Genomic DNA, 26,238 nt, shown 5'->3' with positions numbered 1-26,238 from the left:
TTTTCGTCCTTGTACATTGTTATTATAGAAACTCCAAGAAGTGTGTGAAATCAATTAATAAATGTTTATTATTCTTTAGTCGAGATTAGATGCCTTAAAAATAAAAATCAACAAAATTAAAGGCAAATTTTTACTCATCCGATGAATTAAAGCACATAATTTAAAATTGACAGAGCAACAACAGGAGCGGTTTCGGTACGCAGGACACGCTCGCCTATACACCAGTTGAGAAAACCTTTTTGATTTGCGGTACTAATTTCCGCCTCACTCAGGCCACCTTCAGGGCCGATCAATAGGACAAGATCCAAGGTCGCCTCTGCCAGTACATCTGTTTCATCTTTATTGGGTGCCAAAACCAGTTTGGTGTTGGGTAGTTCAGTATCCAGCCATTTTTCAAGTGATATGGGCGCTAAAATTTTAGGAACAATATTCAGACCACATTGTTCACAAGCCGCAATAGCAACGCCTTGCCAGTGATCTAGCTTTTTTTGATCACGATCATACTTTAAACGCATCTCACAGCGATCCGAAGTCAGCAGCTGAATCTCGGATACGCCCAGTTCGACTGCTTTCTGAATCGCATAATCCATACGGTCGCCTTTACTCATCACCTGACCGAGCAAAGCCTGGAACTTTGGTGTGCGATTGGCAGGATTAAATGCATTGACCGAGACGGTGGCTGATTTTTTAGCAACCTCGGTTAAAGTCACGTCATATTCGCCACCCTGTCCATTGAACAGGGTCGCGCTTTCACCGACTTGCGCGCGTAAAACCTTTACCCAATGATGAAATACAGTTTCCGTAAGCTCAAGGCTGACATCAATAGTTAAATCAGCATCTATATAAAAACGTGGCATTGATCGTTCTACTCAAAAAATCGGTGAAATAAAGGGCTTAAGCTAAACCAAGATCGGTGACCAGCTGACGGGTCGGGTCAGTAGTATTCATGGTGTAGAAATGCAAGCTTGGCGCACCACCTGCAAGTAGACGCTCACAGAATTTAACCACAACTTCATGGCCAAAGGCTTTAATGCTGGCAGTATCGTCACCATAAGTTGCCAGTTGCTTGCGAATCCAGCGTGGAATTTCAGCACCGGTACCATCAGCAAAGCGAATCAGGTTGCTGGCATTGGTAATTGGCATGATGCCTGGCGCAACCGGAATATCGATTCCTGCTTTCTGGATACGATCTACAAAGTAGAAATAAGCATCTGGATTGAAGAAGAACTGGGTTAATGCCGCATTGGCACCCGCATTAACTTTATCAACAAAGTGCTGAATGTCTTTGTCAAAGCTTTCAGCCTGAGGATGCATTTCCGGATAAGCTGCGACTTCAATCTTGAAATGATCGCCTGAATGTTCGCGGATAAAGCGAACCAGATCAGCTGCATAAGGTAATTCACCCAAACCCACTTGGCCTGAAGGCAAGTCACCACGCAGGGCAACAATACGGTTAATGCCTTGAGATTTGTACAGGTCTAGAAGTTCAGCAATACGTGCTTTGTCATCGCCAATACAAGACAAGTGAGGGGCAACAGGTGCGCCTTTGCCATTAAAGTCATTGATAGTAGACAGGGTGCGTTCACGAGTGGAACCACCAGCACCATAGGTCACAGAGAAGAACTCTGGATTTAAGAGTTGTAGCTCTTGATGCACAACTTTGAGTTTTTCCGCACCTACATCAGTTTTGGTTGGGAAGAATTCAAATGAAATTGGAATCTGTTTAGACATGTTCAAATCCTTTTTATAAATACTTTTTAATTAGTTTTACCTCTCCTAAATCCTCTCTTGCGCTGAGCTTCAAAGCAGTGCTTTAAGCACGCTCAGGAGAGGATTTACTCTCGATGACATACATTTGGTAATGAATGTTCCCTCTCCCTATGGGAGAGGGTTAGGGAGAGGGTGGAGTTTAATTAGTATTTATAAGCATCAGACTTGAATGGACCTTCAACTTGAACGCCTAAGTAATCCGCTTGTTCTTGAGTCAATTGAGTCAAGACACCACCGAAACCAGCAACCATCGCAGCAGCAACTTCTTCATCTAATTTCTTAGGAAGAAGTTCTACACGAATTTGTGCAGCTTTTTCAGATTCTGGAAGATCAGCAAATTTCTCAGCGAATAAATGCATTTGACCCAATACCTGGTTGGCAAATGAACCATCCATAATACGTGATGGGTGACCAGTCGCATTACCAAGGTTCACCAAACGGCCTTCAGAAAGAAGGATCAGGTAATCATTTTCATTTTCTGAACGATACACCTGGTGTACTTGAGGTTTAACTTCAACCCACTTGTAGCCACGTAGGTAAGCTGTATCAATTTCAGTATCAAAGTGACCGATGTTACAAACAACTGCGCCAGCTTTTAATGAATCAAGCATTGCAGCGTCACATACGTGGTAGTTACCAGTAGTCGTTACGATAAGGTCAGTGTTTTGAAGAAGGTCAACATTGATGTCTTCTTTCTTGCCAGTTTGCACGCCATTTTTGTATGGAGATACAACTTCATAACCGTCCATGCATGCTTGCATTGCACAGATTGGGTCAACTTCAGTTACGCGTACAATCATGCCTTCTTGACGAAGGGATTGCGCAGAACCTTTACCTACGTCACCATAACCGATCACAAGTGCACGACGGCCAGATAAAAGCATATCTGTACCACGTTTGATTGCATCGTTCAGTGAGTGACGGCAACCGTATTTGTTGTCGTTTTTAGACTTGGTTACTGAATCGTTTACGTTGATTGCAGGAACTTTTAAAGTGCCATCACGAAGCATTTCATACAGACGTTGAACACCTGTCGTTGTTTCTTCAGTTACACCGTGAATTTTTTCAATCACTTCTGGGTATTTTTCATGAACAAGTAGTGTTAAATCACCGCCATCGTCAAGAATCATGTTGGCATCCCAAGGCGTGCCATTTACATTGATTTGTTGTTCAAGACACCACATGTATTCTTCTTCAGTTTCGCCTTTCCAAGCAAACACAGGAATGCCCGCAGCAGCGATAGCAGCAGCAGCATGGTCTTGAGTCGAGAAGATGTTACATGAAGTCCAGCGAACTTCTGCACCCAATTCAACCAGCGTTTCAATTAAAACAGCTGTTTGAATGGTCATGTGGATACAGCCGAGAATTTTCGCGCCTGCAAGTGGTTTTGCTGCCGAGTAGCGTTTACGCAGACCCATGAGGGCTGGCATTTCAGCTTCAGCAAGTTTAATTTCTTTACGGCCGTAATCAGCAAGTGAAATATCAGCAACTTTGTAATCTGTAAATGAAGCAGTAACCGCGTTCATCAGGATCTCCTAGGAAAAAATAGATTGGATCGTTCTGTTCGCGGATGCCGTTGTTGATCAGAACGAATGTCTGACCGATGGTCGAGCCTAGCGATTTTACATTTAGTGCCTGTAAAACGTCGCAGCATCCCTCGACTAGCGCAGTATTGTACTTGGATTCTATGAATGAGCCAAGTTGAAAAAAGATAATATTAATTGTTTTCTAAGTTTTGAGTTTTTAGTTGATCAAAAGCCTGTCAGCCTGTAGGCATTAAAATCGAATATTTTCTATTTATTCTTTTTTTGATTCTCCCGCCTCACAGGGGAATAAGCACGATATTTAATTTTATCGTCATGATTATGCGTTTAAAAAAGCCCATCATCTGACGGGCTTTTTATTTATTCTATTTCCTGTTCAATCTCATCTGCTTTTTGTGTCCAGTAATCTGCCTGTATGTCATCAGCGACAACACCTAAACCGTTCCCATAAATAAAAGCAAGATCGCGCATGGCCTGAACTTCGCCCCATTCCGCAGCCTGTTTGACTAAAGAAATCGATTTCTCTACATCTTTTTCAATCACATCACCACGACGGTAGAAACCGGCCAGCTCTAAAGTCGCAGCAGGGTGCTTCTCGATATTGGCCTTGCTTAACCAGTAATAGGCTAACTCAAAGTGAGCTTTGGATTCTTCCGGATCTTCTTCTGCTAATTCTTTGGCATAAACGGTATAACCTTCACCTAACCAGTACATTGCATCCACCAGCCCGCCGTTGGCAGCTTTCAATGCCCATTCTTCAGCCAGAATGATGTCATCATCATGCTCGCTTTGCATATACAGCTCAGCCAGTTCAAATTGCGCTTCAGCATTACCGGCTAAGGCAAGATTGGTCAGGACAGCAGAGGGAGAAACACGCTGGGTCATATCAACATCTCAAAAATATTGTGCGTAGACTAAAAGGTTTAAAGCAAAAAAGCCAATCCGAAGGCCAGCTTTTTAAAGAGATTGGTCAATCAAATGATTAGATCAAGCAAATAATCCCTGAGATCGAAGCGATGAACACACAGAACATTACGATCACTTTAATTTTACTTGCCAGATAGCTCAGACTTAAACCGACCACCAGTGCTGCAAAAGTTAGACTACCCAGCCAGTAACTGATCATATTGCTGGCAAATCCTGTTAACAGACACAGAATCAGGGCAATTATGAGCAATACCCAACCCAGAATAGTCGCAAGTTGTGTTTTTGCAGGGTTGAGTTCTGTGTCAAAAATCTGTTTTTGATGTTTGGACATCGACATTGCAAGTGCAAAGAAACCCAGTGAAGTTAAAGCCCAAATCAATAAGAAGAACATCATGCCTGATTCTCCTTGAGAACAGCCTTGGCTTTTTTAGGTGGCAAGCCTTGATGGTTTTTCACTTTATTGAAAGCAAACCAGAACAGGATCGCAAGTACCCACATCGCCAGATCAAAAGAAGCAATGACCCATTGACCATGTAGGATGCTATTCCAGATCGCTTGACCACCCGTCATAAAGTTCACAATTGGCAGCAAGGCAAATGCAGCAGTGGCGAGCAGTAATAGTTCCAGCCAGGCCTGATGATGAGTGCGAATCATGGCATACAGTAAAGTCAGCAACCAGACAATAAAGAAGCTACGAATTTCCCAGTTCAGACGCATGTCCATGTCTGCCGGAATAAAACGGTTGGCATAAAAATAGGCAGCACAGGCAATCGGTAAACCAATAATGGCAGCGATATTGGTGACTTCAACCACGCGATAGCCAAAGGATTTATAGCCTTGTTTCTGTTGCTGCGGTGCACGTTTAACACACCATAGAATCAAGCCGGTCGCAATCATCAAGGTGCCGACTACCCCTGACATGAATAATAACCAGCGTAAAGCCAGATCCATGCCACGTGCTTCATGCAATGTGGTGAATACATTATAAATACCATTTGCGATTGAAGGCATTTTCAGTGTGGTTTGATCTGGCTTTAATTCACCTGTTACGCCATTAAAAGCAAGGCTCGGATAAACATTGCGATAAGCTACGCTGACTCCGTTTAAGGCACGAAGCTCAATTTCTGCTTTTACGGTATTTGGCTGGATAATAGTTATCATACCCACCGGATTATTTTTCCATTCTTTTTCGGCTGTTGCCAAGATCGGAGCTAGATCGGTTAACGGTGCAGGAGGTGCAGCTTGCATTTCATCACGAGAGCGGCGACCTTCACTGCGTGCAGACATTTCACCGCGCTCGCCACGATTTTCTCTCTCAGCTTGCGGTCGACGTTCTTTGCTCTCACTATGGCTTTCAAGGGATTCAGCCTGAATACTGTTGTCTTGAACCAAACTCTTACGTTGATCCTGAAGGAAAGCACCACGATTTTCATAAATCTGGTTTACGCCCCAGGGCATGAGGGTAAAAAGCAATAATAATAAGCCACTGAAGGTAATCATGATGTGAAAGGGCAGGGCAAATACCGCAGTAGCATTGTGTGCATCCAACCATGAACGCTGACCTTTGCCGGGACGGAAAGTAAAAAAATCCTTGAAAATTTTCTTATGGGTAATGACACCGCTGATGATTGCGACCAACATGAGCAGGGTCGCAACGCCGACCATCCAGCGCGCCCAGATTCTTGGCAAACCGTACAATTCAAAGTGGAAACGGTATAAGAATGAACCGCCACGTGTTTCACGCGCTTGCAAAACTTCACCCGTGGCGCTGTCAATCGTCACACGGGTACCGCCACGACGGGCACGCGGATATTCGCTGACACTACGAATAGTCAGGGTGGTGGTATTTTGGCGTGAGTTAGGAAGCTGGATCGCCCAGCTGCCGGCATCCGGATGGTGCTGTTGCAGATAAGCCAGTGCCACGCGGGTTTGTTCGATTTGAGTCTTTGGTGGAACTGACTGATGAAATTCCGGTTTCATCCAGACGGTAATTTCATTCTGGAAAAAACTTAAGGTTCCCGTTAAAAATATCGCATATAAAAGCCAGCCTAAAATCAGAGTGGCCCAAGTATGCAACCATGCCATCGACTGGCGCGGACCTTCGGGTTTTGCATCTACTCTCATCTCAATTTCCTAAAAGCTTATAGGCGATATAGAGTAAAACACCGGGAATCGCGATCCCGAGCGTAGCTTTGAGCGTCTTATTCACCATAAATACCCAGATAAATGCAGCAGCATTCAAGCTAAAGCCAATCAGGGTGGCGAACATGGCTGCACTGCTTCCACTGTCGATAAAAAGCTGGGCAATCACGATCGTTGCCAGTGTAGCCAGTAGATAACCGCCAGCACCCGCCAGAATAAAGCGATATAAAATCATCCCACGATAAGCCAGCATATTTGCTTTGACTTTATTTTTGCTTGATGGTTTCGGTGCAGTAACTGTTCCAGTCGCTATGGCTTGCATATTCGGACTATTCATCATCGAAAATTCTATTTACAAACTTATGAAGTAATTAATGATAATGATAACAATTATTGTTTAGATTTTAAATATAGGTTGTTAAACTATTTATATGAAAAATAAGTAAAACTGGAAGTTAAGTTAAAAAAGAGAGGGGTAAGGAAATTAAAAAAGATCAAAATGTAAGGCTTACAAATAAAAACAGCGGCTCGAAGGCCGCTGTCTAAACTTCATTTATTCACGATTAGTCTTGCTGAATACCTGCAACCACCCAGTCCTGATTTGAACCTGCTGGTTTGGTGAAATGCCAGATTTCTGCGAACGGTTGCGGCAAGCTGTTTAAGTCTTCGCTTACCGTACCTGTAAAGCGTACGCTGACAATATATTGGCCATTGTCAGTCGATGAGTCGACGACCATCGCATTCAGATTTGAAAACTCGGCAACATCCTGATCCTGATTGCTCATGATGTCGTTATACATTGACTGATAAAGTTCAGGAGTCAGATAACGCTGAATTTCAGAAATGTTGCTTGCTGTATTCATGGACTGAATATGGTTAAAACGCTGACGCGCTACACGCAAGAATGCTGCAGGTTCAGTACCATCCGGTAACTGGCTGCCACTTTGGGTATAAGCTGCACCAAAAGGCGCGTTATTTACCGGAGCAGAACCGAACGGGGCATTGTTGCTTGACGTTTGACCACCCACATTCTGACCAAAAATATTGGTACTGTCACCACCGCGAGGTGCAGTCGGTGCCTGACCAAAAGGTGCTGTATTACCAGCACCGCTATTTGGCGCAAATGGATTAGACGCTACTTTTTTTTTTGCGCCCATCTTACGGAAAATGAAGAAGGCAACAGCAGCAGCAAGAAGGATCCAGATCCAGCCTGGAATACCACCTTTTTCCTCTTCGGCTTGAGCAGCCTGAGCTTCAGATGCTGCTACACTTTGATCATCCGCCAAGGCATTGGCAGCAACTGCACCAATCGCAGCACCGGCTACACCCGCGGCAACCATGCCGCCGACACCCGGACCGGATTTTTGCTGGGTTGCAGCACCGGCAACTGGCGCTTGTTGAGCAGGCGCAGCTTGACGAGGTTGTTGATAAGATTGAGTAGGTTGTGCAGAACGTTGCATGCCGTGACTTTTACCGCCACCGGCACGTTTTGCTTCAGCTGCAAAAGGCGCAACCAATAAAACTGCTGTCAAGATACCTGTGATCAAACCGCGCTGTCGAACTTCCATTCATTTTTCCTATGAGAATAAAACCTGTTTGTACAGTCTATTTATATAGGCTTTGTGTGGAATTTCAATCAAAAATCTGTATTTTTTTGCTCTTTGTACGAAATGAGCCGGTTTACAGTTAATTGAGTTCATCACTCAGCGCCATTGCCTCGCTCAAGGCTTCATGTAAACGCGCAACTGCAATAATTTGCACGCCCTCGATGGATTTTTGCGGTGCATTGCCGCGAGGGACAATAATGTATTTAAAACCATGTTTAATCGCTTCTTTCAGCCGTTCCTGACCGTTCGGCACAGGGCGAATCTCTCCAGACAGTCCGACTTCCCCAAAAACCGCCAGCTGTTGCGGTAAGGCTTTGCCACGAATGCTGGAAGCGCAGGCGAGAAGTACCGCCAGATCCGAACCTGTTTCGGTAATTTTAAGGCCACCGACAATATTGACATACACATCCTGTCCTGATGTTTGTACGCCGCCATGCCGATGCATGACTGCAAGTAGCATGTTCAAACGGTTCTGATCCAGACCCAGTGCCACACGTCGTGGCTGACCATGCGCATCATCGACCAGTGCCTGAACCTCAACCAGTAGCGGGCGCGTACCTTCGCGGCTGATCATTACAATCGAACCGGGAATCGCTTCATCATAACGGCTTAAAAAGATGGCTGAAGGATTGGAAACTTCGCGCAGACCTTTATCGGTCATGCCGAACACACCGAGCTCATTGACCGCACCAAAACGGTTTTTGACCGCTCGGATCATCCGGTAACGTGAATCCGACTGGCCTTCAAAATACAGCACACAGTCCACCATATGTTCCAGTACACGTGGGCCGGCCAGTGCGCCTTCTTTGGTGACGTGACCAACCAGAAATAAAGAGGTACCGCTATTTTTGGCAAAACGGGTCAACAAGGCCGCTGATTCACGAATTTGTGAGACACCACCTGGTGCAGATTGCAGGGTTTCGGTGTACAGGGTTTGGATCGAGTCCAGGATTGCCACCGCAGGACGTTGCTGGGCCAGTACTTCACAAATACGTTCGACGCAGGTTTCTGCCATGACTTTGAGCTGGTCGGTCGGCAGATCCAGACGCTGGGCACGTAAAGCCACCTGAGACAAGGATTCCTCACCGGTCACATACAGGGCCGGATTTTTGGCAGATGCCATGTGTGTGGCTGTTTGTAGCAAGATGGTAGATTTACCAATCCCGGGATCACCGCCGATCAGGACCACCGACCCGGTTACCAGTCCGCCACCCAAGACCCGGTCAAATTCGCTGATACCCGTTGGTAGACGGGTTTCATGAGAGACTGAGACCTGATTTAAAGTCGTGATGCTGGACGCCTGGCCTGCATATCCACCACCGATTTTTGGCTGGGCGCGATGCGTCACTGCCGGTGCAATGGTCACCTCAACCAGGCTGTTCCATTCCCCGCATTCAGAACACTGCCCCGACCATTTTGGATGATCGGCACCACACTGTTCACAACGATACACACTTTTTGCTTTAGCCATATTTTAAGATGAAGCGATTGAAATTGACTGACAGCATAGCGGTGAATGTAATCGAAAACCAAGCCTTTCACCTGAAAATTCATGGTTTTTACGACAAGGCTTGTCGTTTTTATTTACGCTTATTTAGATGTTGTGCATCAACGCCGTCTATAATACCCGTCTTGTTATGCTGAAATGGAACAGATCTTGTCACAATTGCTGCAACATATTGATGCGATCGCACGTGAAAAAAACCGTGATGTGCTATTTGTGCATTTTGAAGATTATGTACATTCTGATCAGGATACCAATTCGGCTCGGCAACAGTTTATCGGCTGGTTAGAGCAACAAAATATCCGTTATATGCCTTGTTTGGGCATTGAGCCAAGCGTGCGTAGCGAGGTATATTCGGGTGGACTTTATCTGGATGTACCTTTTGATCTGCAGCATAAAGCCTACCAAAAACTGAGTGAGTATCTGGAAGATGATCAGGGCAATATGAAAATTGACGGGATTCTGTTTTTTGTTCTTTCTTTGGCTCTGGCGCTTGAACTCGAGTCTGATAGCAAAGTACCACAATGGGGTGGTTTGCGTTGCTAAATTTTCATAATGAAAAATGGAAAAGATTAAGCAGAAAAAGCCACGATTGACGTGGCTCTTTACTATTTAAGTTGAGTAATTAAATAGCTTATCAATTAATAAAGTTCACCAGATTTACGTCTTGCAATAAAGTCTTTCGATTCCTTGGCAATCACTCCGGATAAAAGCAATAGTGCAATTAAGTTTGGAACCGCCATGAGCCCATTAAAGGTATCGGCGAAGAGCCAAACCAGATCAAGGGTCGCCACACAGCCAATAAATACCGAAGCGATATAAATAATGCGATAGGGCAGCACAAACTTCTCACCGAGCAAATAAGTGGCACATTTCTCGCCATAGTAGCTCCAACCCAAGATGGTGGAATAAGCAAAGAAAATAATCCCGAGGGTCACAATCCAGCCGCCGATCCCAGGCAACAGTTTGTCAAACGCGCTGATGGTCAATACTGCGCCGGTCTGGTCACCGAATGAGTTGTCGGCCATGATATAACCCATCACCAGTACAATACCGGTAATCGAACAGACGATAATCGTATCAATAAAGGTACCAGTCATAGACACCAGACCTTGACGCGCCGGATGATCGGTTTTCGCTGCTGCGGCCGCAATCGGTGCAGAACCCATGCCAGCTTCGTTGGAGAATACACCACGTGCTACACCATAACGAATCGCTGCACCAATCGCACCGCCCACTGCAGCTTCACCAGTAAATGCATAGCTGAAGATCATTTTTAGTGCCGGCACGACCAGTTCCAGATTATTTAAAATAATAATCAGACCGCCAGCCACATAACCCACCGCCATAATCGGCACGATCACAGAAGAAGCTTTGGAAATCGATTTGATTCCGCCCAGAATCACCAGTGCTGAAAAGGCAGTGATAATGATCCCCGTCATCCAGGTTTCAATGCCCAGGCTATTTTCAACTGCCAGTGCTACGGTATTCGACTGTACTGAACTGCCGATCCCAAAAGAAGCCAGTGTCCCGAACAAAGCGAAAATCAGTGCCAGCCATTTCCATTTCAGACCACGTTCGATGTAGTACATCGGACCACCGGACATTTCACCTTTCTCATTTTTCACTCGGTATTTGACTGCCAGAACACCTTCGCCATATTTGGTCGCCATACCAAACAAGGCAGTCATCCACATCCAGAACACGGCGCCCGGACCACCGAGGACACAGGCAGTGGCTACGCCGGCAATATTACCGGTACCAATCGTGGCAGAGAGTGCGGTCATCAATGAGGCGAATTGGGAAATATCACCTGAATGGTCAGGGTGCTTGCCAAAGACCTGTTTAAAGGCTAAAGGCAACATGCGGAACTGCCAGAACAATAAACGAAAGGTAAGGAAGATCCCGGTACCGACAATCAGTACCAACATATAAGGGCCCCAGACCCAGCCGCTTAAAGTTTCCATTAAACTTTGTAAATTTTGCATAAAATTCTTCTTATTGATCCATGTCTGTGTAGTTCGAGGTATTGATTAAAAAGCAATTGCTATGCCAGATGCATTCATCCTGAATGCATAAATTGGCTGAATAGTGTTCTATTTTTTACACAGTTTTAAAAATTTGACAAGAAATTACTGGAATATCGCAGGTCAAAAATAAAGCAAAAATGTAACTGTAGAGCGATATAAGAAAAATAAATTAACTTCTTCAATTAATCAGGAAATACAAATAATGCAAATTTTATTTTTGTATTCAGCATTTTTTACGTTAATTTGTCGCGAGTAAAACTCAAAGTTGTAATTAATAATGTCAGAAAAATATAACAATTCGTCGACAGAGCACGGTGAATTAAAGCGGAGTTTGTCCAATCGGCACCTACAGTTAATTGCCATTGGGGGCGCCATTGGAACCGGCCTGTTTATGGGTTCGGGTAAAACCATCAGTCTCGCAGGTCCTTCGATTCTGGTGATCTATATGATCATCGGTTTTATGGTCTTTCTGGTGATGCGAGCATTGGGTGAGCTGTTACTCTCCAACTTGCAATATAAATCATTTATTGATTTTGCCACGGATCTGATTGGGCCTTGGGCCGGATACTTTGTTGGCTGGACCTACTGGTTGTGCTGGATTACCATCGGGATCGCGGATCTGTCAGCCATTATTTACTATCTGCAATTCTTCAATAATGGCTTGCCCTTTAGCCCTGAAGAAGGCGTCATGATCAGTGTTGCCGCGATTGTGTTTATCATGGGCTTGAATCTGGTCACGGTAAAACTGTTTGGTGAAATGGAATTCTGGTTTGCCCTGGTCAAAATTATCGCCATTGTGGTGCTGATTGCCGTTGGTCTGTGGATGGTATTTACCGGCTTTACCAATGATGTCGGTACGGTCGCATCCTTTAGTCATATCTGGGAGCATGGCGGTTTGTTCCCGACGGGTGCCATGGGCTTCCTGGCCGGTTTCCAGATTGCAATCTTTGCCTTTGTCGGGGTAGAGCTGGTGGGTACTACCGCGGCTGAAACCAAAGATCCGGAAAAGAACCTGCCAAAAGCGGTGAACTCTATTCCGATCCGTATCATTATTTTCTATGTATTGGCACTGCTCATTGTGATGTCAGTAACTCCATGGAACCAGATTGACCCGAATGTCTCGCCTTTTGTAAACCTGTTCAGTCAGGCTGGCATTGCAGCGGCTGCGATCATCATGAACCTGGTGGTATTGTCCTCGGTGATGTCATCGATGAACAGTGGCGTATTCTCGACTAGCCGTATGCTGTTTGGCCTGTCGCGTGAAGAGCAGGCACCGGTTGCCTTTGGTCGCTTGAATCGTCGTGCTGTCCCTGCAAATGCCCTGTATTTTTCTGCCGTGTGTTTGTTGCTGGGTGCAGCACTGCAGTATTTCGTTCCGGATACTGTTCGGGCCTTTACCTTGGCCACGACTTTATCCACGATTCTGTTTATTTGTGTCTGGATCATCATTATCTGGAGCTATATCGTGTATTACAAAACACGTCCAGAGCTGCATGCCAAATCGACCTTTAAGCTGCCAGGTGGTTTATTGACTTGTTGGGTCGTGATTATTTTCTTCCTGAGCATGATCGTGGTTTTGGCGCTGGAAGAGGATACTCGCCAGGCACTGATGATCAGTCCGATCTGGTTTATCCTGCTGATCATTGGCTATTTTGGTTTCTATAAACAGAAACATAAATAAACCTTATCAATAAAAACGTCAGCGATCTGCTGGCGTTTTTTTTTGTCTAAAGATACTCTCTAGCGTTTAACGCTTGGGTCATGCCGAATGATCGCGTTATACTTCATCGAAACTATTACATTAGGTGGTCAGATGCGCCAAGTCATTTGCTACATCAGTATCTTAGCGACAGGTCTTGTTCTTGCAGGTTGTGGACAGTCAGGTGCTTTGCACTTGCCGAATGATCCGAATTACGACAAGCGTGCCAAGTATCTGTTATACAAAAATACTGAAACTGAGCCTAAAGCGTCCGATGAAAAACGCGAGGCACCCGTGCAACAACAGTTTGCTGCACCTACAGATTCAGACGTTAAAACCACACCATAACGCTTTCACAGAAAGGATACCTTCATGAGTTTCACCCGCATTAATGGGGTATTGCACGCTGAGCAATGTTCATTACAACAGCTCGCGGAGCAATTTGGCACACCACTCTATGTTTATTCTAAAGCCACTTTGGAAAAGCATTTTTTAGATATGGATCGTGCTTTTGATTTTATCGACCATCAAATCTGTTTTGCGGTAAAGTCCAACTCTAATCTTGCGGTATTGAATGTATTGGCCAAACAGGGTGCCGGTTTTGATATTGTGACTGGTGGTGAATTGGCGCGTGTGCTGAAAGCCGGTGGTGATGCATCGAAAATTGTATTTTCGGGTCTGGGTAAATCTGAAGCGGATATCAAAAAAGCGCTAGAAGTTGGGATTGCCTGTTTCAACGTGGAATCTTATGCCGAGCTGGATCGTATCCAGAAGGTTGCGGCTGAATTAAATATCAAAGCGCCGATTTCATTACGTGTGAATCCTGATGTCGATGCCAAAACCCATCCTTATATTTCAACCGGCTTAAAAGAAAATAAATTCGGTATTCCGTCTGATAGCGTGTTTGAAACTTATCAATATGCAGCGTCATTGCCAAATCTGGATGTGGTTGGGATTGACTGCCATATCGGTTCACAGCTGACTGAAACCCAGCCATTTGTGGATGCACTGGATCGTGTCATTGTGATGATCGACCAGTTAAAAGAGCTGGGCATTCACCTCAAACACATCGATATCGGCGGTGGTCTGGGTGTGACGTATAAAGATGAAACCCCGCCGTCGGTTGAAGAATATGCCAATGCGCTACGTCCAGCTTTAGAAAAATTGGGCTTGAAAGTGTATATGGAACCGGGACGTAGTATCTCTGCCAATGCAGGTGTGCTGCTGACTAAAGTGGATCTATTAAAACCAACGAATCACCGTAATTTCGCGATCATTGATGCAGCGATGAATGACCTGATTCGCCCTGCGTTATATGAAGCATGGATGGATATTCAATCTGTTACACCTCGTACCGATGTCGAAATGAAAGAATGGGATGTGGTGGGTGCAATTTGTGAAACTGGTGATTTTCTGGGTAAAGAGCGTGAGCTTGCGATCAAGGAAAATGATGTGCTGGCTGTGCTGGGCGCAGGTGCATACGGTTTTGTGATGAGTTCAAATTATAACAGCCGTGGCCGTGCTGCTGAAGTAATGGTCGATGCTGATCAGGCGCATTTGATTCGTGAACGTGAAACGATTGAATCACTCTGGGAACGTGAGCGTTTATTGCCTTAAGGATAAATCAGGATGTTATTAGAATTTACCAAGATGCATGGTCTGGGCAATGACTTTATGGTGGTTGACCTGATCAGCCAGCGTGCTTATTTAGACACTTTGACCATTCAGCGTTTGGCCAATCGTAACTTTGGCATTGGTTTTGATCAACTCTTGGTGGTTGAGCCACCCGATGTCCCAAGTGCAGACTTTAAATATCGGATTTTTAATGCCGATGGTTCAGAAGTGGAACAATGTGGCAATGGCGTGCGCTGTTTTGCCAAATTTGTACATGATCGTCAGCTCACGACCAAAACCAAAATCAAGGTACAAACCAAATCTGGTATTGTAGAGCCGGAATTGGGTGCGAATGGTTGGGTACGGGTCAATATGGGTTATCCAAAATTTCTGCCTCAGGAAATTCCATTTTTAGCTGATGCGCCGGAGAGCCTGTATGACATCGATCTTGCTGGCGGTGAAAAGCTGACCATTGATGTGGTCAATATGGGGAATCCACATGCGGTGACAATTGTACCGGATGTGATCGCTGCTGATGTCGCACGTATTGGTCCACAAGTTGAATCACATGCGCGCTTCCCGGCACGAGTCAATGCTGGCTTTATGCAGATTATTGATGAAAAACATGCACGTTTACGTGTGTACGAGCGTGGTGTAGGCGAGACCTTAGCTTGTGGTACAGGTGCCTGTGCTGCCGCAATTTCAGGTATGCGTCGTGGTCTGCTGTCGAGTAAAGTCGAAGTTGAACTGGCAGGCGGAAAGTTGCAAATTGAGTGGAAAGAAGGTGATGTGGTCTGGATGACCGGACCAACGGCGACCGTGTATGAAGGACGTCTGGATTTACGTTATTTCCAGGGTTAAGCTTGGTTCCGCTTGAGAAAAAAGCACTGTCTGATCGATGGTGCTTTTTTTATGCTAGGATGGGAAAAACCGTAGAATTTGAATGAGATGAATACGCTTGTTTTCCTGCCGGGTGCTTCAGGAAGCCAGCACTTTTGGCAGCCATTAAGGGCAGCATTAACCAAATATCCAGATCAGCAAGTCATTGCCTATCCGGGCTTTGATGGCGTAGCACCAAATTTGGCCATTCAAAACCTGTATGATCTGCAAGAATTCGTGAAAGAAAAAATTGAGGATGATTCCATTCTGATTGCCCAGTCTATGGGCGGTGTCTTGGCCGTTGGGTTGGCACTCAATCATCCGCAGAAAGTCAAAGGGCTGGTATTGTTGGCGACATCTGGTGGCCTGAATTTGCAATCATTTCATTGTGCAGACTGGCGAACAGATTATCATGAACATTTTAAAACAGCACCGGACTGGTTTGTACAAGACCAAACTGAATTTAGCCGCATTCAGCTTGAAAGTCTTGACATTCCGATCTTACTGATCTGGGGCGATCATGATCCTTTAAGTACTGTTCAGCTTGGACAATACTTGGCAGGAATTTTTAAAAATGCAAAATTGCATATTATCCAAGGTGGAGATCATTTCTTTGCCAATTCTCATGCAAATCAGGTTGCAATGCTGATTCAAGATTATTTGGAGCAACTCTAAATGGAGCAAGCAGTGATTGTCCCACCTCAACTCTTGCTTAACATGTGGCTGAAAGAACGTGAAATTCAAAACCAGTCCAAACATACCTTGCAAGCCTATGAACGTGATGTCTCAGATTTTTTAGAGTTTTGCCAGCGTGAGCAGCTCAATTTAAACGATGTAGAAGCCACCGATTTACGCCAGTTTCTGGCTGAAAAAGTGGAACAGCATCAGCTCAGTCCTAGCAGCCTGCAACGTATGCTTTCGGCTATTCGTCAGTTTATGAAATGGGCCGAACAGGCTCAGCATATGGCTTTTAATCCGGCGGATGATTTTCAGTTAAAACGTCAATCGCGTCCTTTGCCGGGCATGGTGGATATTGAAACCGTCAACCAAATTATTGATCAGCCTGCGCCTGAAAATGAAATACAACAGCAAATGTGGCTCCGGGACAAAGCGATGTTAGAATTGCTTTATTCCAGTGGGCTGCGTCTGGCAGAACTGCAAAGCCTGAGAATTAAAGATATTGATTTCAACCGGCAGTTATTACGCATTACTGGTAAAGGCAATAAAACCCGGATAGTGCCTTTCGGTTCCAAGGCCAAAGACAGCGTGATGGCTTGGTTGCAGGTTTATCCTTTATGGAATGGCGATTTTGTACCGGAGGCGAATGTATTTATTACCCAGAAAGGCAATCCGCTCGGTGCACGACAAATTGAAAATCGGGTCAAGTTTCAGGCGCAGCGCGCAGGCGTGAATGTAGATTTACATCCGCATTTGTTAAGACATTGTTTTGCGAGTCACATGTTATCGAATAGCCGGGACTTACGAGCCGTGCAGGAAATGCTGGGACACAGTAATTTAACCACCACGCAAATTTATACCCATGTTGATTTTGACCATCTGGCCCAGATTTATGATCAGGCCCATCCGCGTGCGCAGCATAAAGAAGATTGATCATGTGCCCAGTTTTAAAGAATAAAAATCATGAAAATTGTATTTTTGGCACAAAACTTTCATATATAAACCTTAAAATGGAATTGAACTGAACATTGGCGTTCGGGTAAGCATTTCACTATTGTCTTATTCGTTAAATGCGCCATTTCAGGTATAACAATAACTAGTATTTAATATTTAAAATGAAATATTGCTGAGCAGCGTCTCAGCATTTGACCGATGGGAGGTGACATGGACACACTGGTAATTGCAGATGTAGAGCAAAAATATGCACAGTTAAGTGAAGCTCAAAAAGAAATGTTTGCAGGTTATGGTCTGCGACAAATCAAACATTTCGTGGACATTAGCTTACCCAATCTTGAAGCGACTTTACCTGAAGGCGCCATCATTCAAGGCATTAATGCCGATGGGAAAGTTCAGGCCTTTAATGCGGCGACTGGACAATACTATTTATGGATTTCTGACTTGCAATGGCAATTGTCGAATCGTGCGACCCAAGCAGTCGATTTAAAAGAAGATGCGATTGCGATTTGGCAAATTTTTGAATTGGCAGACTATGAGCTGGTAGATTTAAGCCATGTACATCGTGATTTTTTAGCACAAGAAACTGAGTAAATTCTGAAGCATCCACACAGCATAAAAATAAGACTCAGTCCTGTGGTTTGGCTTTGCTCAAGAGGAAAAGGTTGTCTTCTATTATAGGCAACCTTTTTTATACGAGAACTTGCAATCTATGCGCTTGCAGCACATGTTATGGTTTAAGCAAGCATACGATTATGCAAATCTTAAATTAAGAACATAGCGTCGTTGTCTAAAATCAGTTTGCCTATAAATCTTCTAAAGGCAGCTGGAAACTCTGTTTAATAATCTGACTCGGTAAATCTGTTTTGACACTGGTAATACCATTTTTTTTGGTCAGATGGGTCGACTGAAATTTACGGTAACTTTCCAGATCAGGCACCACAACTTTCAACATGGCATCGCTCTCTCCCAAAATAATGTAGCACTCCATCACTTGCGGCAATTCTTTCATCGCCTCAATAAAGGTATCAATGGTTTCGGCATCCTGACCGACCAGCCAGATGCGCGAAAATAAAATCAGCTGAAAACCAATTTTTTGTTGATCGACAATAGTCGTGTAATTCTGAATCACGCCTGCATCTTCCAGCAATTTCACCCGGCGTAAACAGGATGAAGGTGAAAGTCCGATTTCACGTGCCAGATCATTATTCTGAATACGGCCATTGGCCTGTAAATATCGAATGATATTTTTATCAATTCGATCAAGCTTTACCCGCACAGACTTGGTGGATATTTTCATAAATTAGAATAGTATTCGAAAAATAATACGTATTATAAAATAAATTGAAAGCCAATTTTGTAAAAAATCGCAGATACTTGTTTCACTTTCTGGAGTTTGAAAGGAAAAGGAAATGTCTGTATTTGTACTCTTTGCACTGACCGTGCTTCCCCTGATTTTTACGCCTGGACCCGATATGTTATTTATCCTGTCTCAAGTGATGGGTAAAGATGCAAAAGCAGGCATGATGGCAACCTTAGGGGTGTGTTGCGGTTATCTGGTGCATTCTATTCTGGTGGCACTCGGAATTGCGGCTATTATTATCTCTTTTCCGGTGCTGTTTGAAACAATTCGCTGGCTTGGGATTGCGTATCTGTTGTATTTGGCCTTTAATTTGCTCAAATCGGTATTCAGTAAAAAAGCGCTGAACATTGAGAAAAAGACCTCAGCCAATCCGATTAAAAAAGGTTTTTTTACTGCGCTGTTAAATCCAAAAGGCATGTTGATTTATTTTGCGATTTTGCCGCAGTTTATTGATAAATCCGCCAATACTGTCAGCCAAGGTTTGATCCTGTCCTTTATTTTTATCAGTCTGATTTTTGTAGTGTATTGTAGCTTAAGTATTTTGTTCAGCAAAATCAGCCAAAAAACCCAAATGGATGAACGTAAACAAAAATGGGTGGATGGAACTTCTGGTGGTTTACTGGCACTTGCTGCAAGCTGGCTCATCATCAATTAATCTGGTTGCAAAGAAGCATACTGTTCGCAGTATGCTTTTTTTATAATTGCGAAGATTTGAAATTAAATATTCACTTTGTCGGCGTAGAATTCAATGCGCTGGTTTATTATTTGGTCAATTTGTCTTTATATTAGGTTTAATTCGCTCTCAAAAAGAGTTCTGTCCAAAATGACAAAAGCTGACATACGTATATTCCGGCTGTTTTGCTTCAAGCTGCTTTAAATCAATTTAAATTAAATGTGATCAATCAAAACTTCTGATGTGATTAATCAGATAAAAAAATAATATAAATCAATGGTTAAATTTTAAGTAAATATTGATACATTTCATTGTAATAAAACGATAACAATTAATTGTGAACGCATCGTTCAGGGAAAATTACGCATTTTTACACCTCTTTGTTGAATTGTGACTTGACCGAAATGCCGTACACATTGCAAGATAGGGCACCTAAAAAAATTTAAGTGAAGAGTTACACTAACTTTTCTCAACATTTACATTTGCTAAAACAGCCGAGGATTACATGAAGGCTCTTGTTGCTGTAAAACGTGTGGTTGATGCCAACGTTAAAGTTCGTGTTAAACCGGACAACAGTGGTGTTGACTTAACTAACGTTAAAATGTCAATTAATCCATTCTGTGAAATCGCAGTGGAAGAAGCGGTTCGTTTAAAAGAAAAAGGAACTGTTTCAGAAATCATTGTTGTTTCTATTGGTCCTAAAGAAGCCCAAGAACAGATTCGTTCTGCAATGGCGCTTGGTGCTGACCGCGGTATTCTGGTTGAAGCTGATGACAGCCAACTGGGTGCGCTGGAAATCGCTAAAATTCTGAAAGGCGTTGTTGACGCTGAACAACCACAATTGATCCTTCTGGGTAAGCAAGCAATTGATGATGACTCGAATCAGGTTGGTCAGATGCTTGGCGCTCTAATGGGTGCAGGTCAAGGTACATTCGCTTCTGAAGTAAAAGTAGATGGCGATAAAGTACAAGTAACACGTGAAGTAGACGGCGGTTTACAAACTGTTGAGCTGAAACTTCCAGCAATCATTACCACGGACTTGCGTTTGAACGAGCCTCGTTATGCGGCACTTCCAAACATCATGAAAGCGCGTAAAAAACCGCTGGATACCAAGTCACCTGCAGATTTCGGTGTAAACCCTGCAACTAAACTGAAAACAGTGAAAGTTGAATCACCTGCAGAGCGTAAAGCTGGCGTACAAGTGAAGTCTGTAGACGAGCTTGTAGAAAAATTGAAAAACGAAGCGAAAGTGATCTAATACAGAAGGATAAAAATCATGAGTATTTTAGTTATCGCTGAGCACGACAACAAAGCATTAAATGCTGCTACTTTAAACGTTGTTGCTGCAGCGCAAAAAATCGGTGGTGATATCACTGTATTGGTTGCTGGTTCTGGCGCTCAGGCAGTTGCTGACCAAGCGGCTAAAGTTGCGGGTGTAAGCAAAGTATTACTTGCTGATGACGCTGCTTATGCAAACCAATTGGCTGAAAATGTGGCTAAACTTGTTGCTGAATTAGGTAAAGGCTATACACATATCCTTGCTGCTTCTACAACAACTGGTAAAAACATTTTGCCACGTGCAGCTGCGCTTCTTGACGTAAGCATGATCACTGACATCATTGCGGTAGATGGTCCTAAGACTTTCAAACGTCCGATCTATGCAGGTAACGCAATTGCGACTGTAGAATCAGGCGAAAGCATCGTATTGGCGACTGTTCGTGGTACAGCATTTGATGCTGTAGCTGCTGAGGGTGGTTCTGCTGCTGTTGAAGCTGCTGCGTCTACTGGTGATGCCGGTATTTCTAAGTTTATCAACGAAGAAATCGTAAAATCTGAACGACCTGAACTGACAGCTGCGCGTATTGTAGTTTCTGGTGGTCGTGGTGTTGGTTCTGGTGAGAACTATCACAAGATCCTTGATCCATTGGCTGACAAGCTTGGTGCTGCTCAAGGTGCATCACGTGCTGCGGTAGATGCTGGCTTCGTACCAAACGATATGCAAGTGGGTCAAACTGGTAAAATCGTTGCGCCTGATCTGTACATCGCAGTCGGTATCTCTGGTGCGATTCAGCATTTGGCGGGTATGAAAGAGTCTAAAGTGATCGTTGCGATCAACAAAGACGAAGAAGCGCCAATCAATGCAGTCGCTGACTACTGGTTAGTCGGTGATTTGAACACTGTTATTCCTGAATTGGTTTCTAAAATCTAATTCTTGAATCGGATTCAAAAAACGCTCTTGTGCAGGCAGTGAAAGCAATGCTTTCCTGTTTTGTCCAAGGGCGTTTTTTTATGCAAAAATTTTAAAAATACTCGGCAGTCGAAACTAGAGTATTTCATTTGCGTGAAAAGTGATAAAATTCCGGTTTGGTTTTTCTCCTGTTTTTAATCATGTCCTTTTCCAAAGCCGCCCATATCCTGTTCATTAGTTTTCTGCTGATTGCGCTTTATCTGGGTATTTGCATTCATACTGCCCTGAATGCACCGCCTGCGGTGACTCAGTATTTATTTAGTGAATCAGGCGCTTTTGAAGTCATGAGTCCATGGTTATGGTACTTGCTGGCAGTGCTGTGTTTGCTCAATGTTGAAATCAAACCTAATACCCGAGTGTTTACGGCTATAGCAGCGACATTGTTGGGATTGCGGGAAATGGATTTTCATAAGCAGGTGTTTGAAATGAGTTTTATTAAAACTAATTTCTATCGCAGTGCTGAAATTCCGCTCATGGATAAGCTGCTCGGATTTATTTTATTGCTTGGGATTATTTTTGTCTTTCTGGTATTGGCGAAAAAATTGGTTCAAACCATACGAAGCATGAAAGATTCTTTGAATATTGCACATTTTTTTATCTTCCTCACCATTGCCTGTGGCGGACTAAGCAAGGTGCTGGATCGCACGACCTCAACCCTGAAAGATGAATTCGGCATCCAATTGGTGCCGCATACTCAAATCATGATTATGACCATTGAGGAAGGGGTGGAGATGTTATTGCCAGTTTTATTGATTGTGGCTGTGCTGAGCTATCGTAAAGTACTGAACCAGGCACAATAAAAATATAGAAAAAACGATGAAGATGCGCCAGTTGATTGGCGCATTTTGTTTTTGTACTCCTGTATTTCTCAAAATTTTGAGTATTGAAAAATCCTGTCTGGATGCACTGATTTTCTGTTTTGAAATAACAAGAAAATGATCACTAAAATGAAGATAATTAACAAGGTTAAGCTGAATATTTCGACACAAAAATACAAGTGTTTATGCTATAATTTAGGGCTGTATTTTAGTTTTTAACTCAGTCGTTTGAGTTAATGATTTTGCTAGTTTTACGACATATAAATACAAGCCAAAATTGGCTTGTAGAATAAGGAGTATGCATGAGCGTATCGGAAATTAGACCGATTGCCATTGAGGATGAACTTAAAAGCTCATATCTCGATTATGCGATGAGCGTGATTGTGTCACGTGCATTGCCCGATGTACGAGATGGTTTAAAACCTGTTCATCGTCGTGTGCTTTTCGCAATGCACGAATTAGGCAATGACTATAACAAAGCTTATAAAAAGTCTGCACGTGTAGTCGGTGACGTGATTGGTAAATATCACCCGCATGGTGATTCTGCCGTATACGAAACCATTGTACGTATGGCGCAAGATTTCAGCTTGCGTTACCAATTAGTTGATGGTCAAGGTAACTTCGGTTCGGTCGATGGCGACAGCGCAGCAGCAATGCGTTATACCGAAGTACGTATGCGTAAACTGACCCACGAACTGTTAGCGGATCTTGAAAAAGATACCGTCGAGTGGGAAGACAACTACGATGGCTCTGAGCGTATTCCTCAAGTCATGCCAACCCGTGTTCCGAACTTATTAATTAATGGTGTCACTGGTATTGCAGTTGGTATGGCGACCAATATGGCGCCGCATAACATGACTGAAGTTGTGAATGCGTGTCTGGCCTATGCTAATGATCCTCAGATCAGCATCGAAGGGTTGATGGAACATATTTCTGGTCCGGATTTCCCGACAGGCGGTATCATTTACGGTAAATCAGGCATCGTCGATGCATACCGTACCGGTAAGGGCCGTTTGCATATCCGTGGTAAATACCATTTCGAAGAAGATCCGAAGAATGGCCGTACCACGATTGTCTTCACTGAAATTCCATATCAGGTCAATAAAGCAAAAACCATTGAGCGTATTGCAGAACTGGTTAAAGAGAAAAAACTGGAAGGCATTTCAGAGCTTCGTGATGAGTCTGACAAAGACGGTATGCGTATCGCGATTGACCTGAAGCGTGGTGAAAACGCTGAAGTGATCGTGAACAACCTGTTCCAGAACACGCAACTTGAAAACTCTTTCAGCATCAATATGGTTTGCCTGGACAATGGCCAACCAAAATTGATGAACCTGAAAGACATCATTGCCGCGTTTATCCGTCACCGTCAGGAAGTAGTCACGCGTCGTACCATGTTCGAATTACGCAAAGCGCGTGAACGTGGTCATATCTTGGAAGGTTTAACCGTTGCTCTGGCAAATATTGATGCCATCATCGAAACCATCAAGAGTTCTGCAAATCCGGCTGAAGCGCGTGAGCGTTTGCAGGCAGGTGAGTGGGCAGGTGGCGGTGTTTTGGCCTTGTTGGAAAAAGCCGGTTCAGTTTCTGTGCGTCCGGATGAGATTGAAGGTGAAGACCCAAGTCGCCCATTTGGTTTGGATGGCGAGATTTATCGTTTGTCACCAACCCAGGTGAATGCAATTATGGAACTTCGCTTGCATCGTTTAACTGGTCTGGAACAAGACAAGTTACATGCTGAATATAGTGAAATCCTGTCACAAATTGCTGAACTGACTGCAATTTTGAATGACTTTAATCTGTTGATGAATGTCATTCGTGAAGAGCTGGCATTAATTCTTCAGCAGTATGGCGATGCACGTAAAACGTCGATTGTCGAGTCACGTATCGATTTCTCTCGTGAAGATCTGATTCCTGAAGAGCAAATGGTGCTGACGGTATCGAAATCAGGTTATGCGAAAACTCAACCATTGTCTGACTACGCTGCACAGCGTCGTGGTGGCCGTGGTAAGTCTGCGACCAGCATGAAAGAAGATGATTACATTCAACATCTGATTGTGACGTCAAGTCATGCGACAGTACTTTGCTTTACCAACGTTGGTAAGGTCTATCGTCTGAAAGTGTATGAAGTGCCACAAGCCTCACGTGGTGCCAAAGGTCGCCCAATGGTGAACTTGTTGCCGCTGGATGAAAACGAGACCATTACCGCGATCTTGCCGGTGATCGATGCGCCGAAGAAATTCAAAGAACGTCTGGCTGACTTCAAGGCATTTGTCAAAGCCAATGCAGCGCAGTTGCAAGCCAATGAAGTGATCAATGCTCATTTTGCCGAGCTTGAAGCAGCGCTGACAGAATCTGAAGATGGTGCGGATGATATTTCTGATGCATTGCGTATTCAATTGAAACAGTTGGGCTTGGAGCTTTCTGCAACAGATCTTGATGATGACATCATCAATGACTTTGCTCAGCAGGCTGAAGCGGTACGTAAAAACTTCTATGTGTTTATGGCAACCGAATACGGTACGATTAAACGTGTAGAGCTTGAGCAGTTCTCAAATGTTCGTTCAAACGGTTTACGTGCGATTGAGTTGAATGGTGACGATACCCTGATTGGTGTGGCGATTACTGATGGCGAACAGCAAATCATGTTGTTCTCGAACGAAGGTAAAGCCATTCGCTTCGCTGAGACGGATGTACGTTCAATGGGCCGTTCTGCCAAAGGTGTACGTGGTATGCGCGTGACCATTGGTGCAGCTGCACAGCTAGAAGAAAATGACGAAACTGAGATCGAGTCTGATGACGAAGATGGTTCAGATTCAGCATTGATTAGCCGAATCGTATCACTGGTGGTTGTACCTGAAACTGGTGAAGTACTGTGTGCATCTGAAAATGGTTATGGTAAACGTACTCCAGTAGATGACTTCCCGACCAAGAAACGTGGCGGTAAGGGCGTGATTGCGATCAAGACCTCTGAACGTAATGGTCAATTGGTGGGTGCTGTTGCCATTGATGCAAGCAAAGAACTGATGCTGATTTCAGATGGTGGTACGCTGGTTCGTACCCGTGCATCTGAAGTGGCGCAAACTGGTCGTAATGCACAAGGTGTTCGTTTGATCCGCTTAGGTAATGAGGAATTGCTGGTCGGTGTGGTTTCAATTGAAGCTGTTGAAGAAGATGAGTTTGTTGAAGCGATTGAAGGTGCAGAATCTTTAGTGGCTGAAACGGATGCAGTTGCTGAAACTGAGCAAGTTGAAAAAGATGGTGAAAATTCAGTAGAAGAATAAGTTTTTTACTGATAAAAAGGGCGCTTCGGCGTCCTTTTTTATAAACCTTGACTCCATAAGGGGAAGCGATGAAAACCAAATTAATGTTGTTGGCAGCAGCTGTTGCATTGACTGGCTGTAATTCAATGGACAATATTCCGAATCCGAGTCCTGAACAGGAAAAGGCGGCACAGCTGGCTTATGAGGATTTGCGTGACGGGAAATATGAGGAATTTCTGGATCAGTTAGAACCGCAGTTGCAAACCCAGTTTAAGGATAATGAAAAGCTGATGAAACGCTTTTCACGTTCAATTCCTCAAGGTGAATACAAGTCTAAGACTTTAATGACCAAAGAGATTGAAGAAGCAACCAATCAGCCTGGACAATATAAGGTCAGCTATGAAATTGCCTATCCGGAGAATCTGGTTCAGTATGATGTGAGTTTTGATAAGCCGAATGGCAGTAACAAGATTCGTAATTTCAATATTCAGGTCTTTGGCGAATCGAGTAAATAAGTGGAATAGG

General features: G+C 43.9%; 25 protein-coding genes. 14 read left to right on the top strand and 11 right to left on the bottom strand.

Annotated elements, in window-relative coordinates:
- Positions 1 to 146: 146 nt before the first annotated feature.
- The 9 genes from AC1IR0_RS03240 to radA all read right to left on the bottom strand — a co-directional run bounded on the left by AC1IR0_RS03240 (position 147) and on the right by radA (position 9,461).
- On the bottom strand, positions 147 to 857 hold the full coding sequence (locus tag AC1IR0_RS03240; protein ID WP_409665900.1) for a 16S rRNA (uracil(1498)-N(3))-methyltransferase: 711 nt from the start codon (positions 855 to 857) through the stop codon (positions 147 to 149).
- Between the two features lie 37 nt (positions 858 to 894).
- A complete protein-coding gene (gene metF / locus AC1IR0_RS03235) occupies positions 895 to 1,731 on the bottom strand; it encodes a methylenetetrahydrofolate reductase [NAD(P)H] (RefSeq protein WP_005247683.1) in 837 nt (278 codons plus the stop codon).
- Positions 1,732 to 1,913: 182 nt separating this feature from the next.
- Entirely contained in the window at positions 1,914 to 3,296 is a 1,383-nt protein-coding gene (gene ahcY, locus AC1IR0_RS03230) for an adenosylhomocysteinase (RefSeq protein ID WP_005103920.1), read from the bottom strand.
- A 378-nt stretch (positions 3,297 to 3,674) separates the two neighbouring features.
- Complete coding sequence (locus tag AC1IR0_RS03225; protein ID WP_348962385.1) at positions 3,675 to 4,199, bottom strand: tetratricopeptide repeat protein; 525 nt, start codon at positions 4,197 to 4,199, stop codon at positions 3,675 to 3,677.
- Between the two features lie 97 nt (positions 4,200 to 4,296).
- A complete protein-coding gene (locus AC1IR0_RS03220; protein ID WP_348962386.1) occupies positions 4,297 to 4,635 on the bottom strand; it encodes a DUF3325 domain-containing protein in 339 nt (112 codons plus the stop codon).
- Positions 4,632 to 6,365 carry a PepSY-associated TM helix domain-containing protein gene (locus tag AC1IR0_RS03215; protein ID WP_409665897.1) on the bottom strand — a complete coding sequence of 578 codons (1,734 nt, stop codon included), beginning with the start codon at positions 6,363 to 6,365 and terminating at the stop codon, positions 4,632 to 4,634. The genes AC1IR0_RS03220 and AC1IR0_RS03215 overlap by 4 nt, the downstream gene beginning before the upstream one ends.
- 1 nt (position 6,366) lies before the next feature.
- Positions 6,367 to 6,723 (bottom strand): hypothetical protein, encoded by a 357-nt coding sequence (locus AC1IR0_RS03210; protein ID WP_409665895.1) that lies wholly within the window; start codon positions 6,721 to 6,723, stop codon positions 6,367 to 6,369.
- Between the two features lie 223 nt (positions 6,724 to 6,946).
- Entirely contained in the window at positions 6,947 to 7,951 is a 1,005-nt protein-coding gene (locus AC1IR0_RS03205) for a Tim44 domain-containing protein (protein WP_336018395.1), read from the bottom strand.
- 118 nt (positions 7,952 to 8,069) lie between these two features.
- On the bottom strand, positions 8,070 to 9,461 hold the full coding sequence (radA, locus tag AC1IR0_RS03200; RefSeq protein WP_004731817.1) for a DNA repair protein RadA: 1,392 nt from the start codon (positions 9,459 to 9,461) through the stop codon (positions 8,070 to 8,072).
- Positions 9,462 to 9,635: 174 nt separating this feature from the next.
- Here radA and AC1IR0_RS03195 point away from each other — a divergent pair, with 174 nt between their 5' ends.
- The gene (locus AC1IR0_RS03195; protein WP_005103910.1) at positions 9,636 to 10,040 is read left to right on the top strand and encodes a hypothetical protein; all 405 of its coding nucleotides are present in this window, start codon (positions 9,636 to 9,638) and stop codon (positions 10,038 to 10,040) included.
- A gap of 95 nt (positions 10,041 to 10,135) precedes the next feature.
- On the opposite strand, the gene AC1IR0_RS03190 is transcribed toward AC1IR0_RS03195, so the two are convergent.
- The gene (locus AC1IR0_RS03190; protein WP_409665889.1) at positions 10,136 to 11,482 is read right to left on the bottom strand and encodes an alanine/glycine:cation symporter family protein; all 1,347 of its coding nucleotides are present in this window, start codon (positions 11,480 to 11,482) and stop codon (positions 10,136 to 10,138) included.
- A gap of 319 nt (positions 11,483 to 11,801) precedes the next feature.
- Here AC1IR0_RS03190 and AC1IR0_RS03185 point away from each other — a divergent pair, with 319 nt between their 5' ends.
- From AC1IR0_RS03185 to AC1IR0_RS03155, 7 genes are all read left to right on the top strand, one after another.
- Positions 11,802 to 13,205, top strand: coding sequence for an amino acid permease (locus tag AC1IR0_RS03185; protein WP_253159752.1), 1,404 nt, complete (start codon positions 11,802 to 11,804; stop codon positions 13,203 to 13,205).
- Positions 13,206 to 13,337: 132 nt separating this feature from the next.
- Positions 13,338 to 13,571, top strand: coding sequence for an LPS translocon maturation chaperone LptM (gene lptM / locus AC1IR0_RS03180; protein ID WP_005247664.1), 234 nt, complete (start codon positions 13,338 to 13,340; stop codon positions 13,569 to 13,571).
- Between the two features lie 24 nt (positions 13,572 to 13,595).
- Positions 13,596 to 14,840 (top strand): diaminopimelate decarboxylase, encoded by a 1,245-nt coding sequence (gene lysA / locus AC1IR0_RS03175; protein WP_180181352.1) that lies wholly within the window; start codon positions 13,596 to 13,598, stop codon positions 14,838 to 14,840.
- 12 nt (positions 14,841 to 14,852) lie between these two features.
- On the top strand, positions 14,853 to 15,698 hold the full coding sequence (gene dapF, locus AC1IR0_RS03170) for a diaminopimelate epimerase (RefSeq protein WP_129716706.1): 846 nt from the start codon (positions 14,853 to 14,855) through the stop codon (positions 15,696 to 15,698).
- An 87-nt stretch (positions 15,699 to 15,785) separates the two neighbouring features.
- On the top strand, positions 15,786 to 16,391 hold the full coding sequence (locus AC1IR0_RS03165; protein ID WP_253101628.1) for an alpha/beta fold hydrolase: 606 nt from the start codon (positions 15,786 to 15,788) through the stop codon (positions 16,389 to 16,391).
- Entirely contained in the window at positions 16,392 to 17,327 is a 936-nt protein-coding gene (gene xerA / locus AC1IR0_RS03160) for a site-specific tyrosine recombinase/integron integrase (protein WP_005252485.1), read from the top strand.
- A 231-nt stretch (positions 17,328 to 17,558) separates the two neighbouring features.
- Positions 17,559 to 17,942 (top strand): hypothetical protein, encoded by a 384-nt coding sequence (locus AC1IR0_RS03155; protein WP_219308794.1) that lies wholly within the window; start codon positions 17,559 to 17,561, stop codon positions 17,940 to 17,942.
- Between the two features lie 211 nt (positions 17,943 to 18,153).
- Here the strand turns inward: AC1IR0_RS03155 and AC1IR0_RS03150 are convergent, their stop codons facing one another.
- Positions 18,154 to 18,648, bottom strand: coding sequence for an Lrp/AsnC family transcriptional regulator (locus tag AC1IR0_RS03150; protein WP_064096287.1), 495 nt, complete (start codon positions 18,646 to 18,648; stop codon positions 18,154 to 18,156).
- A gap of 112 nt (positions 18,649 to 18,760) precedes the next feature.
- Here AC1IR0_RS03150 and AC1IR0_RS03145 point away from each other — a divergent pair, with 112 nt between their 5' ends.
- The 6 genes from AC1IR0_RS03145 (at position 18,761) to AC1IR0_RS03120 (ending at position 26,228) form a co-directional block, all read left to right on the top strand.
- Entirely contained in the window at positions 18,761 to 19,366 is a 606-nt protein-coding gene (locus AC1IR0_RS03145; protein WP_004645711.1) for a LysE family translocator, read from the top strand.
- Positions 19,367 to 19,889: 523 nt separating this feature from the next.
- Entirely contained in the window at positions 19,890 to 20,642 is a 753-nt protein-coding gene (locus AC1IR0_RS03140; protein WP_004280496.1) for an electron transfer flavoprotein subunit beta/FixA family protein, read from the top strand.
- Between the two features lie 18 nt (positions 20,643 to 20,660).
- Complete coding sequence (locus AC1IR0_RS03135) at positions 20,661 to 21,593, top strand: FAD-binding protein (RefSeq protein WP_005252481.1); 933 nt, start codon at positions 20,661 to 20,663, stop codon at positions 21,591 to 21,593.
- 179 nt (positions 21,594 to 21,772) lie between these two features.
- Complete coding sequence (locus AC1IR0_RS03130) at positions 21,773 to 22,432, top strand: hypothetical protein (RefSeq protein WP_148334287.1); 660 nt, start codon at positions 21,773 to 21,775, stop codon at positions 22,430 to 22,432.
- Positions 22,433 to 22,752: 320 nt separating this feature from the next.
- Positions 22,753 to 25,734, top strand: coding sequence for a DNA gyrase subunit A (gyrA, locus tag AC1IR0_RS03125; RefSeq protein WP_374956203.1), 2,982 nt, complete (start codon positions 22,753 to 22,755; stop codon positions 25,732 to 25,734).
- A 68-nt stretch (positions 25,735 to 25,802) separates the two neighbouring features.
- Positions 25,803 to 26,228, top strand: a complete 426-nt coding sequence (locus tag AC1IR0_RS03120) for a hypothetical protein (protein ID WP_004280487.1) — start codon at positions 25,803 to 25,805, stop codon at positions 26,226 to 26,228.
- The last annotated feature ends 10 nt before the right edge of the window (positions 26,229 to 26,238 follow it).

The sequence above is a fragment of the Acinetobacter sp. 129952 genome, assembly GCF_056642055.1.
The sequence above is the reverse complement of the archived record's forward strand: the minus strand, read 5'-3'. Positions and strand labels throughout refer to the sequence as shown.